The organism is Acinetobacter sp. UBA3106, from assembly GCA_002365595.1.
Classification (GTDB): Bacteria; Pseudomonadota; Gammaproteobacteria; order Pseudomonadales; family Moraxellaceae; genus Acinetobacter.
In genome coordinates this window covers 896-19,082 of the sequence record DFAM01000013.1, presented here as the reverse complement: position 1 = coordinate 19,082, position 18,187 = coordinate 896, and the positions used below count along the sequence as shown (strand labels likewise).

Here is an 18,187-nt window from a genome sequence, read left to right as displayed (position 1 = left end):
TCATGGTAGATTTTGCAGAACACCGTAAAGCGTTATTCTGCAATGATGCACAATCCATTGCTGACTATCAGTCAGCAATGGACGAAGCGGTAAAAGCCGTTTCTGCATGGTTGCAAAACGACAAAATGTACACTGGCGGTAGCATTAAAGAGCTACGCAGTGCGATTGCATTTCATCCTTCAAAAGAAGGTATGGGTTTGCACAAATCACTTGAGCGTATGGTTGAGCTTTTCTTAAATAAAAGCTTGAAAGTACACCATCCACATTCACTTGCACATTTGCATTGTCCAACTATGGTGGCAAGCCAAATTGCAGAAGTATTGATTAACGCAACCAACCAGTCTATGGACTCATGGGATCAAAGCCCGGCCGGTTCATTGATGGAAGTACAGTTGATTGACTGGCTACGTCAAAAAGTAGGCTACGGTTCAGGTCAGGCAGGTGTATTCACCTCTGGCGGTACCCAGTCTAACTTGATGGGTGTGTTGCTTGCGCGTGATGCTTGCATCTCGAAAAACTGGAAAGATGAAAACGGTAATCCGTGGTCTGTTCAGCGCGATGGTATTCCAGGCGACGCAATGCGTAATGTCAAAGTCATCTGTTCTGAAAATGCGCACTTCTCTGTGCAAAAGAACATGGCAATGATGGGCATGGGCTTCCAGTCTGTTGTGACTGTTCCTGTGAATGAAAATGCGCAGATGGATGTTGATGCTCTGGAAAAAACCATGGCGCATCTTCAGGCTGAAGGCAAGATCGTGGCATGTGTGGTTGCAACTGCAGGGACTACCGATGCCGGTGCGATTGATCCATTGAAAGAAATCCGTGAAATCACCAACAAATATGGCGCGTGGATGCACATCGACGCAGCATGGGGTGGTGCGCTGATTCTGTCGAATGAATATCGTTCAATGCTGGATGGCATCGAGTTGTCTGATTCAATCACACTGGATTTCCATAAGCATTATTTCCAAACCATTTCGTGTGGCGCATTCTTGTTGAAAGATGAAGCGAACTACCGTTTCATGCATTATGAAGCTGAGTACCTTAACTCTGCTTATGATGAAGAACATGGTGTACCGAACCTGGTGTCCAAGTCATTACAAACCACGCGTCGTTTCGACGCATTGAAATTGTGGATGACCGTAGAAGCGCTAGGTGAAGAGCTGTATGGTTCAATGATCGACCATGGTGTGAAGTTGACACGTGAAGTGGCTGACTACATCAAGGCAACTGATGGTTTAGAGCTTCTGGTTGAACCTCAATTTGCATCGGTATTGTTCCGTGTGGTTCCTGCAGATTATCCGGCAGAATTGTTAGATACACTGAACCAGAACGTTGCCGATGAACTGTTTGCCCGTGGTGAAGCGAATATTGGTGTCACTAAAGTAGGCCAAAATCAATCCTTGAAGATGACTACTTTAAGCCCGGTAGTGACTCTTGAGAACGTGAAAAATCTGTTAGGTTTAGTGCTTGCAGAAGCTGATCGTATTAAAGGTCCAATCGCGGATGGTACATATACTCCTGCAATTGATTAATCGATTGAATGGGTAGAAAAAAGGAGATCATTTGATCTCCTTTTTTTATATTTAAAAAACAGGAAATGAAATATACGATCAATGCATAAATACATACCTTTTTGGTCTTTGATCTTCTTATCGTCAGTTTCTAAAGTAGGGAATATAAAGGAAAAAAGGAAGTGAAACATGGAGAAGGTTCAAGCAAGAAAGTCATTAATCAAAGAGGTGATAGACCAGAAAATATCATCTTATCAATGGATGGTCATTTTACTCTGTTTCACCATTGCTTTATTTGATGGTTTTGATACACAGGCGATCGCATTTACAGCACCTGCCTTATTAGCGCATTTTAATTTACAACCGGGTGCATTGGCGCCCATTCTAACCGCTGGAATTGTTGGAATGACAGTCGGTGCCATGCTGTTAGGATTATTGGGCGATAAACTGGGGCGCAGAAAAACATTACTGTTTTGCACAGCCATTTTTTCTACTGCTACGCTTTTTACAGCTTTTGTCAGCAATATTGAACAAATATTTATATTAAGAGTAATTGCCGGTTTAGGTATGGGAGGGGCAACCCCCGTATTGTTGGCTCTTGCGGCGGAATATTCACCCCAACGCTTTAAAGGCACAGTCACTACAGGTGTTTTATTGGCTTTGCCTGCAGGAGCAATGTTTGGTGGGTTACTGGCGGCAAAAATGTTGCCTCTGGTGGGCTGGCAGGGGATTTATATGATTGGGGGAGCGCTACCCCTTGTTTTACTGATTGTATTGTATTTTGTTTTACCTGAATCCTTGGAATATATGGCACAAAAAAATAGTGCTTCAAATATTGCCGCTATACAAAAAATCCTGAATAAAATTTCTCCTAAAACGGTTTCATTCACACAGGCAGATCTGATCACAGCAAATCCGACAGATCAAAACAAAGCGAAGTTAAGTATCCTGTTTCAAAACGGATTAGCGCGTACTACAGCTGGGGTATGGGGAACATATTTCTTTAACTGGATCGCTTGGTTCATGTTGCTGTCATGGTTACCTACCATTTTAAAACAGGCAGGTCTGGCGCCAGAGCAAGCACCGTATGCTTCTGTCACGGTGAATGCAGCCTTTATTGTTTTTGCTATACCTTTGGCTTATTGGTTACCCAAATTAAATACAGCCAAAATATTAACTTTTATGCTGTTCACAGGATTGGCTGTGGTTATAGGGCTAGGACTACTCATCGAAACTCAGCAATGGGGCTATATTTTTGCACTGATTGCCTTGGCCGGCTTTGGGATTGGAGGTCAGCAACTGGCATTGAATTATTTGGTGGTTGCCGCATATCCAACTCAAGTTCGGGCAACAGCGACGGGTTGGGCTATTGGGATGGGCCGAATGGGGGCAATTATTGGTTCAGCCATTGGCGGAATTATTTTAACTGGCTATGGCGTAAGCGGTTACTTTTATGCGCTGGGTATTCCGTTAATCATCGCATTATGCTGTGTTTTCTTAATCAAATATCAAGCACCCCTTCAAAAAGGTCAAACTGATTTTGCAGAAATTCCTCACTAGAAATGAGGTAAAATGAGAAGATTAAATTCAAGTCAATGAGGGCAGTTATGCCCTCATTTATTATTTGTAAGCTATTTATTTACGCTGCAAACAATGGACTAAAACCTTTTTTACGTAATAGTTTACGGTACATGCTGGAACTGCGATCTGCCGGGAAGTGGGCTTCAAGGCTTAAATCAAGCGGTAAATATTCAGGTTTCTGTGATTCGGATACTAGGCGGTCTTCTTCAAAAATCTTTAAGTTGAAATCATAAGCATCTTCAACCGGTAAGTCTTTGTCATAGTTGCGGCAAATCGGAGCAAATAGGCGAGTACTGCGTGCAGTCATCGGTGATGCGGCATTCATAATCACTTGTTTGCTGTCATTCGGAAAATGAATGGTGAGTGTTGCGGTAAAGGGAAGATGGATTTCAAAATGCCGCAGCCATTGAAAGCCTTGCTGACCACGTTGCTCCATGCCAATCGGGTAACGTCCGACACTGCTCCAATAGTCGGCATGAAATCCTGTTGCTGTTTCAATGGTTTTATAGTCAGGCACTTCAGTATTGTCAGGATCACCAAAGGTATCCGGATGAACCCAGGCAAAATGCGCGACATCAATAAAGCCTTCCAGTTGCCGTCCGGCAAAACACTTGAAATCTACTGTCGGGCAGACCAATTGCTGAAAGTCAGTATCATCCCAATTAGGCATGTGCGGAATATTCGGTTCAGCTTCCGGATTTGCAGTCAGGCTACACCAAATCAAACCATAACGTTCTACCGCGGCATAAGTGCGTAAATGAAAGCGATCGGAAATTTTATGCTCAGGATGTGCCGGAATACGGTTACAGTGACCTTTTTCACCAAAACGCAAGCCATGATAACGGCAGACCACGCCTTGACCATCATTTTTGCCCAAACTTAAAGGCACTCCACGATGAGGACAGGCATCTTTGGCAACAATGAGCTCATCATCCATTTTATAAATCACCAGTGGCATATCCAGTAACATGGTACCCAGCGGCTGATCAGAAATATCACGGGCCAAAGCAATTGGATACCAGTATTCTGCAAGCAAATGCCAGTCATGTTCCTCAAAGGTCATGTGAACGGGTAAATCCGGATTGAAATTTGGAATTGTTCTACTGTTCATGGTCATTTCACTGTCATTATTTATTTTTGAATATATGACAAAGCCATGTTCTATGAAATTTCAAAGATTTGGACGAGTGATTGCAAAAATTAGAACAGTAAAATTGTGAAAACGGATTTAAACTTAATACCGATAGAAAAGAAATCTGGAAAAACCACAATTTTACTGTCTGTTGATAGAATAAACACACTAATAAGTAGAAGCCGGAAGCAAGAGGAAATGACAGTTTTAAGAATTATTACAAATATAGGCTTAAAAATAATGCTTGAATAATATTTTTATAGATATTTTAATGATTGAATTTAAAGAATAATTTTAAAAATCATACAAAAGAAATGAATTATCATCAAAGCGTCACAATGCTGTAACTTGCTTGTCATATTCTAAAATCAAAATGCAATTATCGAAATAAGTACAAAACTTTATAAAAAAGTAGCGTACTTCAAAATTGCATCTATTGAAGAGAGAAAAGAATGCGCTTAAATTACATCGCACTTGCTTTAGCACTTTCAGGGGCAGCTGTAGCAACCACAGCAAATGCAGCTCGTGACACCATTCAGATCGCTGGTTCTTCAACTGTTTTACCTTACGCAAGTATTGTAGCAGAAGAATTTGGTCATACTTTCCCGCAGTTCAAAGCACCGGTGGTGGGTTCGGGCGGTACCTCTGGCGGTTTAAAACAATTCTGTCAGGGTGTGGGTGACAATACCATCGACATCGCCAATGCATCTCGTAAAATTAAAGATACTGAATTAGCTGCATGTAAAAAAGCTGGCGTGAATCAAGTCATTGAAATTAAAGTAGGTTATGACGGTATTGTGTTTGCGTCTAACTCAAAGAAAGCAGCTTATAAATTACGTCCACAACATGTATTTGCAGCACTGGCAGCAGAGTTGCCTTCAAATGGAAAATTGGTTCCAAACCCGTATACACGCTGGAACCAGATTGACAAGTCACTTCCAAATGAACCGATTACTTTGGTGATTCCAGCTTCAAACCACGGTACACGTGAAGTGTTCCAGGAAAAAATGATTGAAGCAGGTTGTGAATCTTATGCATATTTCAAAAACTTAGATAAAGATGCTCAGAAGAAAACATGCTCAAATTTCCGTAAAGACGGAAAAGTGATTGAAATTTCTGGCGATTATACTGAAACATTGGCACGTTTAAAAACCTCTCCAAGTGCAGTAGGCGTGTTTGGTTTAGGTTTCTATGATCAAAACCGTGACAAGTTACGTGTTGCGACAGTAAACAATGTGACGCCATCAGAGAAAACCATTTTGAACGGTTCTTACCCGGTATCACGTCCATTGTACTTTTACGTAAAAGGTGAGCACCTTAAATCAATCAAAGGTTTACAACAGTATTCTGAATACTTCCTGAACAAGAAAGTTTCAGGTAAAGGTTCTAAACTGGAAAAAGCTGGCCTGATTTCTATGTCAGATAAAGAACGCGCCAAAGTTCTTGCTGCACTGAAAGCTGGTAAAGCGGTGTAATAATGAGGATGAATGAGCTGACGGTAGAATAAGTTCTACCTTCAGCTTTTTTGCATAGACAAGTTTTTCAAAGCATGAAAATTGAAAAATGCTGGAGAATACATGAATCTGCTACTTATGGGTGTGTTATTGGCATTGATCGCCATCGCCTATCAAATCGGGTTATCGAAAAGCCGTAACCTAGCAGGTAAGGGAAATAACTCTGCGAAATTGCATTCACGTCCCGGATATTACGGTGCGTTGGTGGCTTTATGGTGTGGTATCCCTGCTTTTTTAATTTTACTGGTTTGGAATATTGTCGAACCGAATATTCTGCGTCATGTGGTACTCAATAATGTACCTGCAAGTATTGCAGCGACATTAGATCAAGCGAGTATTGAAGTTTTAATTGATCGTGTTCAGGCCATTGCCTCCGGTTTTGGGGTGAGTGATCAAGCCGCAGCCTATGAAATTGCGGCTGCACAACAACTTGCAAAAATTGAAACCATCAGTTCTTTTGCCAAATTGGCTTTAGTGATCTGTGCTGCCTTAGCCGGACTGGTGATGGCTAAAAAGCGCGTTGCCCAGCAATATCGTGCCCGTAACCAGGTTGAAAAAATCATTAACTGGAGCCTGGCTCTATGTTCCGGCGTGGCCATCTTAACCACCATCGGCATTGTACTTTCAATGTTTAGTGAAGCCATGCGCTTCTTCCATTTTGTCAGCCCGATCGATTTCTTTTTTGGAATCGAATGGAACCCGGGTTTTAGTACCTCTGGAAATGCAGAAGGTAGTTACGGCCTGCTCCCATTAATCTGGGGCACCCTGATGGTGAGCGGGATCGCCTTACTGGTTGCGGTTCCTGTGGGATTGATGATTGCCATCTATCTGGCTGAATATGCACCTTCAAGTTTTCGTGCTTGGGCAAAACCCGCGATTGAAGTTCTAGCCGGTATTCCAACCATTGTCTATGGTGTGTTTGCATTAATGGTGATTGGCCCATTCTTCAAAATGCTGGGCGAAAGTATTGGCGTCCACATTAATGCGACCAGTGCTTTAACCGCCGGTTTTGTCATGGGCATCATGATTATCCCGTTTGTATCTTCACTGTCGGATGACATTATTACCCAGGTGCCGCGTGCGCTACGCGACGGTTCTTTAGGACTCGGTGCCACCAAATCGGAAACCATTCGTCAGGTGGTCCTGCCGGCTGCACTGCCAGGTATTATCGGGGCATTTTTACTTGCTGCATCACGTGCGATTGGCGAAACCATGATTGTGGTACTTGCGGCAGGGAATAGTCCATTACTGCATGTCAATCCGCTGGAAGCCGTATCTACAGTCACCATTACCATTGTGAACCAGTTAACCGGCGATACCGACTTTGCCAGCCCGCAAGCGCTGGTTGCATTTGCACTGGGTCTAACGCTATTTGTGATTACCTTGGGATTAAACATTGTTGCACTGTACATCGTGCGTAAATATCGCGAGCAATACGAATGAGTACTTCTAATTCATCCTCTATGGGACAGACCTTTGACCCACAAGCTGCCGCTGAACTACGCGAAAAACGTAAACAAAAAATTGCGAGTTCTCTAGCAAAACGTCATCGTAAAGAGAAAACCTTCCGTATTTTAGGATTTTCTGCAGTCGTGACAGGCTTGTTCTTCGTCGTGCTTTTATTCGGAAGTATTTTAGCGAAAGGCTTACCTGCATTTTGGCAAAGCAGTATTTCTGTACCGGTTTACTTTGATCCTGCGCTTATTCAGGTAGGTGCAAAGCCTGTGCAAAAGGAAGGGGAATCTCCTGCGCAGTTTCAGGAACGGACCATTGCCTGGCAAACTGAAATGGGCATGGTGGATTGGGATGCACTCATCGTCAATAGCATGATTGCAAAAGATTCTTCATTGGCCTCAAAACGCGATGAATTATCTGGCCTGTATACCAGTTCAGAAGCGTATCGCTTGCGTGATATGGTGATGGCTGATCCAAGCCTGATTGGTCAAAAAGAGCAAATTAAAATTCTGGCAGATGCCAATGTCGACGTATGGTTAGCGGGAAATATTGATCGCAGCTTACCTGACGACCAGCAGCAAATAAGTCCGGAAGTGCGTCAACTTGCCGATCAGCTGAAAGCCAATGGTATGATTGAAAATACCTTCAATACCAATATCTTTACCAATCCGGATTCTCGTAGTTCACCTGCAACCTCGGGGCTTGCCGGTGCGTTCATGGGCTCATTGTTCATGATGATGATTGTGATCTTTATTTCGATTCCGATTGGTGTGGCATCAGCCATCTACTTGGAAGAATTTGCCCCTAAAAATTTCATGACTGATATTGTTGAAGTCAACATTAATAACCTGGCAGCCGTTCCCTCGATTGTGTTTGGTTTGCTCGGTGCTGCGATTTTTATCGGCTGGATGCATTTACCGCTTTCTGCTCCGTTGGTTGGTGGTCTGGTACTCAGTCTGATGACTTTGCCAACCGTGATTATTACCACCCGTGCATCGCTTAAAGCAGTGCCACCTTCAATTCGTCAAGCGGCATTGGGCTTGGGTGCTTCCCGTGTACAAACGGTCTTTCACCATGTATTGCCACTTGCTATTCCGGGTATTTTGACCGGAGCGATTATTGGCGTAGCGCAAGCATTAGGTGAAACTGCACCCTTACTTCTGATCGGGATGAGTGCCTTTGTGGCAAGTGTGCCTACAACGCCGCTTGATCAATCTACTGCATTACCGGTACAAATTTTCTTATGGCAGGGTAACGAATTACGTAACTTCTTTGAAGGACGTACCGCTGCCGCAATTATTGTCTTACTGGCGCTGATGGTTGGTTTAAACAGCCTTGCTATCTGGTTACGTAAGAAATTTGAAGTGCGCTGGTAAATGAGGACAATATATGAATACTGTAACAGCTATGACACAAGCAAATTCATTACCACAGGATGAATCCGTGAATCCAGAACAGAAACAATTTACCGCTCCTGAAGTCGATAAAAAACATCCGGGTACTTCATTTGTTTCTCAATTCGATACTCAGACTTCAACGAAAAAAGAAAATGAAACGTCGAATGTTAAAATAAGCACTTCAGATGTGCATGTTTACTATGGTGAGGCAGAAGCCATTAAAGGTATTGATATCAATATCTATGAAAATGAAGTGATCGCCTTTATTGGTCCATCAGGCTGTGGTAAATCAACTTTCCTGCGTACCTTAAACCGTATGAATGACACCATTGATACCTGTCGTGTGACCGGTAAAGTGATGCTGGATAATCAGGATATCTATGATCCGAATCTGGACGTGGTGTTGCTGCGTGCACAAGTCGGTATGGTATTTCAGAAACCGAATCCGTTCCCGAAATCGATTTTTGATAACGTGGCTTATGGTCCTAAACTGCATGGTTTGGCGCGCGACAAATACGACCTGGAAGAAATTGTGGAAAATAGCCTACATAAAGCGGGGCTGTGGAATGAAGTCAAAGACCGTTTGAACCAGCCGGGTACAGGTCTATCAGGTGGTCAGCAGCAACGTTTATGTATTGCCCGTACCATTGCGGTTAGTCCGGAAGTGATTCTGATGGATGAGCCATGTTCAGCACTGGATCCGATTGCAACGGCCAAAATTGAAGAACTGATTTCAGAGCTTTCAACGCAATATACCATTGCCATTGTCACTCACTCGATGCAACAGGCTGCACGTGTATCTGACCGTACTGCTTACTTCCATTTGGGTGATTTGATTGAAGTCAATTCAACTGAAAAAGTCTTTACTCAGCCAGATCATCAATTGACTGAAGCCTACATTACTGGTCGTTTCGGTTAATTTTTAAAAATTTTTTATTAAAAAAACAGAATCTAAAGATTCTGTTTTTTTTGTTATGATGTATATGATTTTTAAAAATATAAATTATATAAATATGCGTAATTATCATTTGACTAGGAAAGAGGGGGAGGTTGTTGCTCAAGCTCAGCAAGAACTGTATAAATCATTATTCGGCTCGGTCAATTTTCCCAGAAATTTAAGTATCATTTTGGTCGGCTTGAGCATTTTAATGGCGACATTATTTGTACATGAGGGTTGGTTTCCAACCTCGCAAAGTCGTGGCATGACCAATTATCATCGATGGTTATATGATGTCTATGTCATGATATCTATTTTCATTGTGCCTATTTTCTACCTACGTTTTAAACAACAACAAGCCAGTGCATCTTTTCGTCGAAAATGGAATGCCTATATTCGTGCTTATGCACACTATAACTTTAAGTTAAAAGAAGTTATAGAAAGTGTAGAAGGTGATAGATCTGGTCAGCAAAAACTAAATGATTCAATGACACGATTTTTTCTGAAACAAAAATGGTGGCAATATTTGTTGCTTGGCTTATTTATCTATGGCGGTATTGCGATGTATGTTTGGGTCACACCCTTTGTGAGTACGAGAGGATCAAGCTTTTGGATTTTAACGTGGTGGCCGATTAATGCCTTCATTATCGGTTTGCTTTACTATAGCCAATTTCCGGTATTTCTGCGTATATTGTCCATTGCAGAAGTGCATCAGCAATATCACAAGATGCTTCAAAGAGCATCACGACATAATTCAATAAGTACAGTTGAAAAATTGCCAAATTGACCTAATCTAATACGTATAAACCGAAATAAATAGAGAACACATTTTATATGTTATTCCACAATCCGAAACTACCTGCTGAAATCCGTATCAGCCATTTAAATGCACGTGTAAATGAACAGCGTAAAAAAATTGCCCAAGCGACTGCATCTAAATTAGAGCTGTTACATCTTGCTCAGCAGCTTTCAAAAGAAACACGTTTACGTAAAAAAAATAATCAAAAAATTTATGTGCTCGATTTCAAAGGCGACACTGCGGCATCTGCAGTAGAAAATCTGCGTGAAGAAATTACCCTGATTTTAGCCACTGCAAAAGCGGGACGTGACCGTGTGGTGGTGCGTCTGGAAAGTCCGGGTGGTATGGTGCATGGCTATGGTCTGGCTGCTGCCCAGCTGGTGCGTTTACGTGATGCCGGATTTAACCTGACAATTTGTGTGGATAAAGTCGCCGCCAGCGGTGGTTATATGATGGCCTGTATTGCCAATGAAATTGTATCTGCACCATTTGCAGTGGTCGGTTCAATTGGTGTGGTTGCGCAGGTACCAAACTTTAACCGCTTGCTGAAAGAAAAGCATATTGATTTCGAGCTTTATACTGCGGGTCAGTTTAAACGTACCGTAACCATGTTTGGTGAAAATACTGCTGAAGGCAAAGCCAAATTTGAAGAAGAGTTGCAGCAAACGCATAAGCTGTTTAAGCACTTTGTTGAAAAATACCGTCCACAATTGAATGTTGAGAAAGTGGCAACAGGTGAGCACTGGTATGGCAAAGATGCACTTGAACTAAATCTGGTGGATAAACTGCAAACTTCAGATGAATATTTACTCGGTTTGCTGGCACAGCATGAAGTTTTTGTGATTGAAACCCGCCGTAAACCGACTTTGGGTGAAAAGCTGGGTTTACAAGCAGCACAAATGGCAGATGGTCTAGTACCGGCAGTGATGAATAAAGTCATGGAAACGTTGTCAAAAGCGAGTGCCAATGTCATTCAACTGCGTGATCCAAAGCTTTAATTTAAAGTGATCTTCTAATTTTAAAATGGCGCTCTAATGAGCGCCATTTTTTTGACTGGATCTTAATCTCTGATTCAGCTTGATCTTTTATGATGGCATTAAAATAAATGAGCACAGGTTTTTTATGCTTCATCGTACGACGACCTCTTCAACAGATTTACTGATCCGGTTTCTGCATATCGTCATTATTTTAAGTTTTACCGGAGCTTATCTCACGGGGGATGCAGAGGAATGGCATCACGTACATATGGCCTTGGGTTATACCCTCGGGATCAGCCTGATACTAAGAATTTTATGGCAGTTTTTTGCCCCTCGACTGGCTCATACCCAGCCTTCAGGGTTAAGCCGCCGATGGCAGGTGATTAAGCCATTTGTACAGCATTATTGGGCACAGCCGCAGCAATGGCTATCGCCAACATTTTTAAAAGCAGCCAGTTTCAGCCTGTTTCAGCTCAGCATACTGGGTATTTTTTGTCTGCTACCTTTAACGGTGCTGGCCGGTTTTTTTACCGACTATACGCATAGCCACAGTTTAAAAGAAATCCATGAATTATTCGCCAATCTGTTTTTAGCCAGTGTGTTGCTGCATTTGACAGCGCTAACACTAAATAGTGTTCTGCTGAAAAAATGGCTGGCAAAACGGATGTTCTGGGGGATAGAATCCCATTCATGGTTCCCCCTTTTTGCTTCACTTTTTTCACTAGGCGTGTTGATCGCTTTCTGGTTGTGGTACTTTAACTAAGCTTCTACGATAGTACAGATCAAGCAGACCGGAGCTTGCAGCTCCTAGTGTTGCAAGCAGCATATCCATATGCGCATCCCAGATATCACCTTGTTGACCATTATAATTTTCAGCTTCTTCAGGCGATAAACCCAGGGTAATCCACCATTCAATCCATTCATAAATTAAACTGGTGGCCATGATAAACTGAACCACCAATAAAAATAACGCGAAGGGTTTAGCGCCAGGTAGCCACACCTGAAACAGCCGCAGTATCGCTGGGTAGAGCAGTAAACCACAGGCAAGATGCACCAGGCGATCGTACATATTGCGTGACCAGTCCATCGATTGGTTAAGGTCAAAACTGAACAGTTGAATCAGCCATTCATTATAGGGTACATAAGAATAGAGATAATGTGCACCGAGAATATGAATCAGTAAAAACAGAAGATATAACACAAAGCTGAAATAAGTCAGGCCAATTTTCTTTTGGGTAAACAACAAGACAGCAAGCAAAAAAACTGTACCTGCTTGATGCAGTAAATATGCTTCAAATTCTAAAGGATGAATACTTGCGATGATGATCGCAACCGTGATCACTGCGAGTGCAAGCCAGTGTTTAATGCTCAATTGATGTTCAATCATTATTTTTTTGTATTTACAAAGTTTTATTGGAAGTGTTGAAATTTTATGAATGACTTATATCGTTACAGACATAGATGAATTGTCAACGGATTCTATTCTAATAAAAAAGCGAAGTCTAAGCTTCACTATTTCAGTGTAATGGTAAATTATATTTTCGCCATCGGAACATGAGTCTGTACACTCAGGTCGATATATTACTGTATAAGCATATAGATATTGCGACTGCCTTTTTAGCAAAATAAGTCAGGCTGATCGCTGAAATAGCGCCAAACATATAGTTATTTCCCTGATCAATTGTGCTGTTATGCATCATGATTTTGCCCTTTATAAAGGCTTTTTATAAGTGGATCCGTTAAAATGTATTTATATTTTTTATGATTTTCCCAGGTAGTGCATATGGCTGTTGTAGAAGCATTCGAAGCAAAACAGAATTGCTATTTTAATTATGACTTTGAAGCGCTTTATTTAGCGGATGACTTCCCTGAAGAATTGTCAGTTTCTTTGCGCGGCATGTTGTTTAGACATGAGATTCAATATCCAGATGCAACCTATTATATTTATTTCAGTGATGTTTTAAGTGGTGATGAATTGGAAAAAATGAAAGCGGATTGGATGCGTTATTGTCCATTGCCATAATTAAAATATTAATTTTGTTCACCCAATAAAAAGCGAAGCCTAAGCTTCGCTTTTTATAATCATTCTAAAAAATCAGAAATGAAATTTAAGACTTAAATTTTAGAAATAAGGTCTTTGATTTGTTTAGCTTGAGTTGATGCATTACCTGTATAGGTTGCAGGTGTCATTTCAGCAAGACGTGCGCGATCTGCCGCAGGAACAGCTTCAAGCTCGTTACCATTTACGAAATCAACCATCATGTCGCGAGTCATCGCCTGACCACGAGTCAGGGCTTTAAGTTTTTCGTATGGTTTTTCAACCGCATAACGACGCATAACAGTTTGAATTGGTTCAGCAAGCACTTCTTGAGCATGGTCAAGATCTTCCAGAATGCGCTGTGCATTCAATTCAAGTTTGCCAATACCTTTAGAACACGCTTCAAATGCGATCAAGCTTTGCGCGAAACCAACCCCCATGTTACGAAGTACAGTAGAGTCGGTTAAGTCACGCTGCCAGCGAGATACAGGAAGTTTTTCGCCCAAGTGAGCCAATACTGCATTTGCAATACCCAGGTTACCTTCAGAGTTTTCGAAGTCGATCGGGTTTACTTTATGCGGCATAGTAGAAGAACCAACTTCGCCTTCTTTCAAACGTTGTTTGAAGAAACCAAGCGAGATATAACCCCAAACGTCACGGTTAAAGTCGATCAAGATGGTGTTGAAACGACGTAATGCATCAAAAAGTTCCGCCATGTAGTCATGTGGTTCAATTTGAGTGGTATACGGGTTGAACTGCAAACCTAAAGATTCAACAAATGCTTGTGAATGCGCAGGCCAGTTGATTTCTGGGTAAGCAGAGTAGTGTGCGTTGTAGTTACCTACCGCACCGTTGATTTTGCCCAGTAATTCAACTTGTTTGAATTGCTTGATTTGACGCGCCAAACGGTAAGCCACGTTCGCCATTTCTTTACCCAAAGTGGTCGGGCTTGCAGTTTGACCATGAGTACGAGACAACATCGGTTGTTCAGCGTGCGTTTCAGCTAAAGCAACGATTGAGTCGATGATTTGTTGCATTGCAGCAACTAAAACTTCACGCCCATTTTTCAGCATTAAAGCATGAGACAAGTTGTTAATGTCTTCAGAAGTACATGCGAAGTGAATGAATTCACCGGCATTTTTTAATTCTTCGATATCAGCAATCTGTTCTTTAAGGAAGTATTCAACCGCTTTAACGTCATGATTCGTGGTGCGTTCAATTTCTTTAATGCGGTTGGCATTGTCTTCAGAGAAGTTTGCAACAATCGCATCCAGTGCTGCATTGGTTTCTGCGCTGAAAGCAGGAACTTCAGTGATTTCAGGACGGTTTGCAAGCGCTTGTAACCAGCGTACTTCAACAGTCACACGAGCATGGATTAAACCAAACTCAGAGAGGAAAGGGCGCAAAGCATCACATTTGCTAGCATAGCGTCCATCTAATGGAGAAAGTGCGGTTAAAGCGTTCATAGCGATTCCTTAAACTTTGGAATAATGGGACTGTATATATTTTATAAAGAAGTTGCGTTGAGAATTAAAAATAATCAAACAAGGCATGGAATGAAGAAAATAGTAAGACTATTTTCAAAATTCGTAACGATGTTTGAGAAATTTTTAAGCTCAACCCTTTGGGACGATTGTGATTTTTGATGCTACATCGTTATGCTTTGCTTACTTAGAATGACTAAGTTTCGCAAATCATGCCTTGTATCCTCTAAAAATCACAAATAGTCGCAATCATTTATAAAATATATACAGTCCCTCGTGTAAAGCGGAATGCCCGGATCGCATCAGGTTAAACCACCTGATACTGTAAACGGGCAAGATCTTGAATATCTTGGAGTAGCTTGCGCTTACTGAAAATCATGCCCCATGAACTGCCGCCCAGCTGACGCCATAAATGCGCCAGTTGCAGTCCTGTGAACAGGGAAGCGCGGATACGATTGGTATGTCCACTGTCTTTAAAAGCTTCGGCATTGCCCTTGACCATAATGCGTGGGTTAATTTGTCCCGCAGTTTCAATATAGGTTTGGGCAAGATTGGCAATAATGCTGGGATGCAGATAGTTATTGTCAAAGAAAGACAGCTGTTTCAGAATTTTCTGTTGCGATTGTTCAATAATTTCTACAAATTTCGGATTGCTATAGACTTTTTTCTCTAACTGTAACAATGCCATGGCATAGCTCATTGGCAATTTGGCGTTAGATAGTTTAGGTAAGCGAGATTTTGGAGAGGTATTAAACGGCTGGGTGATACTATTTTCTAAAGTTTTTAAACCGAGGGAAATATCGGCAAGCTGATTAAAAAAATCTAAAGTTTGGCAGGATTCATTGGCGGTAGGACGGATATTCAGGCTGGCTTTGATGAGTTGTTCCAAATAGAAACTGCCACTTTCACCGACACTCTGCTGTCCCGACATGGCGGTCATATGGGTCAGCTGTGTCGATTGAAACACAGCTGCCAACGCCAAAGCCCGATTTTGGCGTACATTCAAAGTTCGAGGCTGTTGAAAGGGTAACTCAGCCATGCCTATCGCTTCCTTTTAAATAAAATCAGGTTTTGGTGCATTGGTATGATGAATCACACCGCCACCTAAACAAACTTCATCTGCGTAGAACACTACACTTTGTCCTGGAGTCACCGCACGTTGCGGTTCATCAAATTCTACTCTTACGCCATTTGGCATAATGTTGTCTTTATAAATGACGCAGGCTTGATCAGGTTGACGGTAACGGGTTTTAGCCGTACAGCGGAAACCCGTTTCTGGAATCTCTTGCTCACCCGCAACCCAGTCAATCGCTTCACTCCAAAGTATAGTACTTTGCATCAGTGGATGCTCATGACCCTGACCAATAACAAGGCGGTTGTTTTCAATATCTTTATATAAAACAAACCATGCACCTTCAGCTTCGCCTTTAAGACCACCTAGGCCGATGCCGCCTCGTTGACCGAGGGTATAGTACATTAAGCCGTGATGTTCACCAACCTCTTTACCTGTATCTAGATAAATTTTTCCAGCTTGAGCAGGCAGATATTGTTTTAAGAAGTCATTAAAGCGACGTTCGCCAATAAAACAGATTCCGGTTGAATCCTTTTTCTTGGCAGTGGCTAAGCCAAGTTCTTCAGCAATACGACGAACTTCAGGCTTTTCAATTTCACCGACAGGGAACAGGGTTTTATTAATTTCACGGCCATGAACGGCATGCAAGAAATAAGTCTGGTCTTTGTTTTGGTCAAAGCCACGTAATAAAGGTGCGTATTCTTCACCGCGCGAATTGGTCAGGGTCTCGCCGCGACGGCAATAATGCCCAGTGGCAATAAAGTCTGCGCCCAGGTTAATCGCATGATCGAGAAAGGCACGGAATTTAATTTCTTTATTACATAAGATATCCGGGTTTGGTGTACGACCTGCTGCGTATTCCGCCAGGAAATGCTCGAATACACGATCCCAATATTCCATGGCAAAGTTGGCAGTATGCAGCTTGATGCCAATTTTGTCGCAAACAGCTTGTGCATCGGCAAGGTCTTCCATTGCCGTGCAATATTCCGTGCCGTCATCTTCTTCCCAGTTTTTCATGAAAAGTCCTTCAACCTGATATCCTTGTTGAAGAAGAAGTGCTGCAGAAACAGAAGAATCTACACCACCAGACATACCGACGATGACACGTTGTTGCATAGGATTAGGCATCCAAATTTGAAATTAAGGGAGAATTTTGGTGCTCGTAAATGAGCGATAAAGGATATTTTTGACCTGATAGCGCATCTTGCACGGCTTTAAGCACCAATGGGCTACGTGCACGAGCAGATTCTAGCAGTTCATCTAAAGTCATCCACACTGCACCGACAATGCCTGTATCTAAAGTGGCATTTGGGTCATGTGCAATGGATTTTGCTAAAAAGCAGAAACGGAAATAGGTACGATCTGGGAACATTGGCGGGGTATAAGTATAGATCCCTAAAAGATTGGTGATTTCTACCGTATGTCCGGTCTCTTCCAGGGTTTCGCGAATAGCGGCCTCAATAATGGTTTCACCGCATTCAACATGACCTGCCGGCTGATTAAATACTGTGTGTGTCACACCTTCTGTATGTTCTTCTACAAACAGGAATTTTCCGTCTTTTTCAACGACAGTTGCGACAGTGACATGAGCAGTCCAAGCGGTCATAAAGCAGCACCATGGAAAAGGATGCACTATTGTATAAAATTTTGGGAGCGGTGGCTATGTTGACAGGGGATTTCTTTGGCGGTTTATAAAATTGCAATGAATTGATGTCTATTTTTAGAATTTCCTTTTACAGATAAGTTGCATAAATATAAATTATTAATAATAGCTAACTAAAATCGTGGAACAATATTTGAATAGTGAGGGTAAAACGTGAATATTCAAATAAAATTCACTCAATTGCGCTGACTACTGAAATGAATTTTATTAAAATATTGATAAAAAAGGAAAAAAATATAAGCTGTAAGCCCAAAATAGAAATGTCCGGTTTCTCCAAAGTAAAAATGTCCGCTTTTAGAATATGCACTTTTGCAATTTCCTTAGCGGACGGTTTGATATGTTGGTGTCTATGTCGGATAAAGAACTTAAACGATTGTCGATCTTGCAGGAAATCTGTGATCAACGCATAACTCAATCCCAAGCTGCTCAGCTACTGCATATTTCAGAACGTCAGATCAGACGCTTACTGCAAAAATACAAAGCTCAAGGTCCCGCTGCATTAGCCCATGCCGGTCGTGGCCAAACCAGCAATTCCAGGCTTCCTGAAGAGATCAGACTCAAGTGCCTCAATCTGGTCGCTGAACAATTCCATGGTTTCGGACCAACTTTAGCCCATGAAAAGCT

17 protein-coding genes are annotated in these 18,187 nt (G+C 41.9%); 11 read left to right on the top strand and 6 right to left on the bottom strand.

All coding sequences use genetic code 11. The features are described from left to right. Window positions 1-2 precede the first annotated feature (2 nt). Both B4C48_RS05790 and B4C48_RS05785 read left to right on the top strand, forming a co-directional pair. Window positions 3-1,535, top strand: coding sequence for a pyridoxal phosphate-dependent decarboxylase family protein (locus B4C48_RS05790; RefSeq protein ID WP_291354662.1), 1,533 nt, complete (start codon window positions 3-5; stop codon window positions 1,533-1,535). A gap of 168 nt (window positions 1,536-1,703) precedes the next feature. Beyond that, the gene (locus tag B4C48_RS05785; protein WP_291354661.1) at window positions 1,704-3,074 is read left to right on the top strand and encodes an MFS transporter; all 1,371 of its coding nucleotides are present in this window, start codon (window positions 1,704-1,706) and stop codon (window positions 3,072-3,074) included. A gap of 79 nt (window positions 3,075-3,153) precedes the next feature. Here the strand turns inward: B4C48_RS05785 and B4C48_RS05780 are convergent, their stop codons facing one another. Continuing rightward, the gene (locus B4C48_RS05780) at window positions 3,154-4,206 is read right to left on the bottom strand and encodes a Rieske 2Fe-2S domain-containing protein (protein ID WP_291354660.1); all 1,053 of its coding nucleotides are present in this window, start codon (window positions 4,204-4,206) and stop codon (window positions 3,154-3,156) included. 473 nt (window positions 4,207-4,679) lie between these two features. On the opposite strand from B4C48_RS05780, the gene B4C48_RS05775 reads away from it, so the two are divergent. From B4C48_RS05775 to B4C48_RS05745, 7 genes are all read left to right on the top strand, one after another. Further along, window positions 4,680-5,702: a substrate-binding domain-containing protein gene (locus B4C48_RS05775; protein WP_291354659.1), complete on the top strand. Its 1,023-nt coding sequence runs from the start codon at window positions 4,680-4,682 to the stop codon at window positions 5,700-5,702. A 102-nt stretch (window positions 5,703-5,804) separates the two neighbouring features. After that, on the top strand, window positions 5,805-7,184 hold the full coding sequence (gene pstC / locus B4C48_RS05770; RefSeq protein ID WP_291354658.1) for a phosphate ABC transporter permease subunit PstC: 1,380 nt from the start codon (window positions 5,805-5,807) through the stop codon (window positions 7,182-7,184). Beyond that, window positions 7,181-8,572, top strand: coding sequence for a phosphate ABC transporter permease PstA (gene pstA / locus B4C48_RS05765; RefSeq protein ID WP_291354657.1), 1,392 nt, complete (start codon window positions 7,181-7,183; stop codon window positions 8,570-8,572). Before pstC ends, pstA begins: the two co-directional genes overlap by 4 nt. Window positions 8,573-8,585: 13 nt before the next feature. Further along, the gene (gene pstB, locus B4C48_RS05760) at window positions 8,586-9,512 is read left to right on the top strand and encodes a phosphate ABC transporter ATP-binding protein PstB (protein ID WP_291354656.1); all 927 of its coding nucleotides are present in this window, start codon (window positions 8,586-8,588) and stop codon (window positions 9,510-9,512) included. A gap of 64 nt (window positions 9,513-9,576) precedes the next feature. Beyond that, on the top strand, window positions 9,577-10,317 hold the full coding sequence (locus B4C48_RS05755; protein WP_291354655.1) for a hypothetical protein: 741 nt from the start codon (window positions 9,577-9,579) through the stop codon (window positions 10,315-10,317). Between the two features lie 47 nt (window positions 10,318-10,364). Beyond that, a complete protein-coding gene (gene sohB, locus B4C48_RS05750; RefSeq protein WP_291354654.1) occupies window positions 10,365-11,327 on the top strand; it encodes a protease SohB in 963 nt (320 codons plus the stop codon). A 124-nt stretch (window positions 11,328-11,451) separates the two neighbouring features. Continuing rightward, window positions 11,452-12,069 (top strand): cytochrome b/b6 domain-containing protein, encoded by a 618-nt coding sequence (locus B4C48_RS05745; RefSeq protein WP_291354653.1) that lies wholly within the window; start codon window positions 11,452-11,454, stop codon window positions 12,067-12,069. On the opposite strand, the gene B4C48_RS05740 is transcribed toward B4C48_RS05745, so the two are convergent. Further along, entirely contained in the window at window positions 12,028-12,693 is a 666-nt protein-coding gene (locus B4C48_RS05740) for a DUF2238 domain-containing protein (protein WP_291354652.1), read from the bottom strand. The two genes, B4C48_RS05745 and B4C48_RS05740, sit on opposite strands and share 42 nt — an antisense overlap. Window positions 12,694-13,089: 396 nt before the next feature. On the opposite strand from B4C48_RS05740, the gene B4C48_RS05735 reads away from it, so the two are divergent. Beyond that, complete coding sequence (locus B4C48_RS05735) at window positions 13,090-13,329, top strand: hypothetical protein (protein ID WP_291354651.1); 240 nt, start codon at window positions 13,090-13,092, stop codon at window positions 13,327-13,329. Between the two features lie 92 nt (window positions 13,330-13,421). On the opposite strand, the gene purB is transcribed toward B4C48_RS05735, so the two are convergent. The 4 genes from purB to B4C48_RS05715 all read right to left on the bottom strand — a co-directional run bounded on the left by purB (window position 13,422) and on the right by B4C48_RS05715 (window position 17,506). Beyond that, window positions 13,422-14,810, bottom strand: a complete 1,389-nt coding sequence (purB, locus tag B4C48_RS05730; RefSeq protein ID WP_291354650.1) for an adenylosuccinate lyase — start codon at window positions 14,808-14,810, stop codon at window positions 13,422-13,424. Window positions 14,811-15,135: 325 nt separating this feature from the next. Further along, a complete protein-coding gene (hflD, locus tag B4C48_RS05725; RefSeq protein WP_291354649.1) occupies window positions 15,136-15,867 on the bottom strand; it encodes a high frequency lysogenization protein HflD in 732 nt (243 codons plus the stop codon). Between the two features lie 15 nt (window positions 15,868-15,882). After that, entirely contained in the window at window positions 15,883-17,016 is a 1,134-nt protein-coding gene (gene mnmA / locus B4C48_RS05720) for a tRNA 2-thiouridine(34) synthase MnmA (RefSeq protein WP_291354648.1), read from the bottom strand. A gap of 4 nt (window positions 17,017-17,020) precedes the next feature. Further along, window positions 17,021-17,506 carry an NUDIX hydrolase gene (locus B4C48_RS05715; protein ID WP_291354647.1) on the bottom strand — a complete coding sequence of 162 codons (486 nt, stop codon included), beginning with the start codon at window positions 17,504-17,506 and terminating at the stop codon, window positions 17,021-17,023. A gap of 406 nt (window positions 17,507-17,912) precedes the next feature. Here B4C48_RS05715 and B4C48_RS05710 point away from each other — a divergent pair. Continuing rightward, a partial coding sequence (locus B4C48_RS05710; protein ID WP_291354646.1) for a helix-turn-helix domain-containing protein occupies window positions 17,913-18,187 on the top strand: 275 nt, incomplete at its 3' end.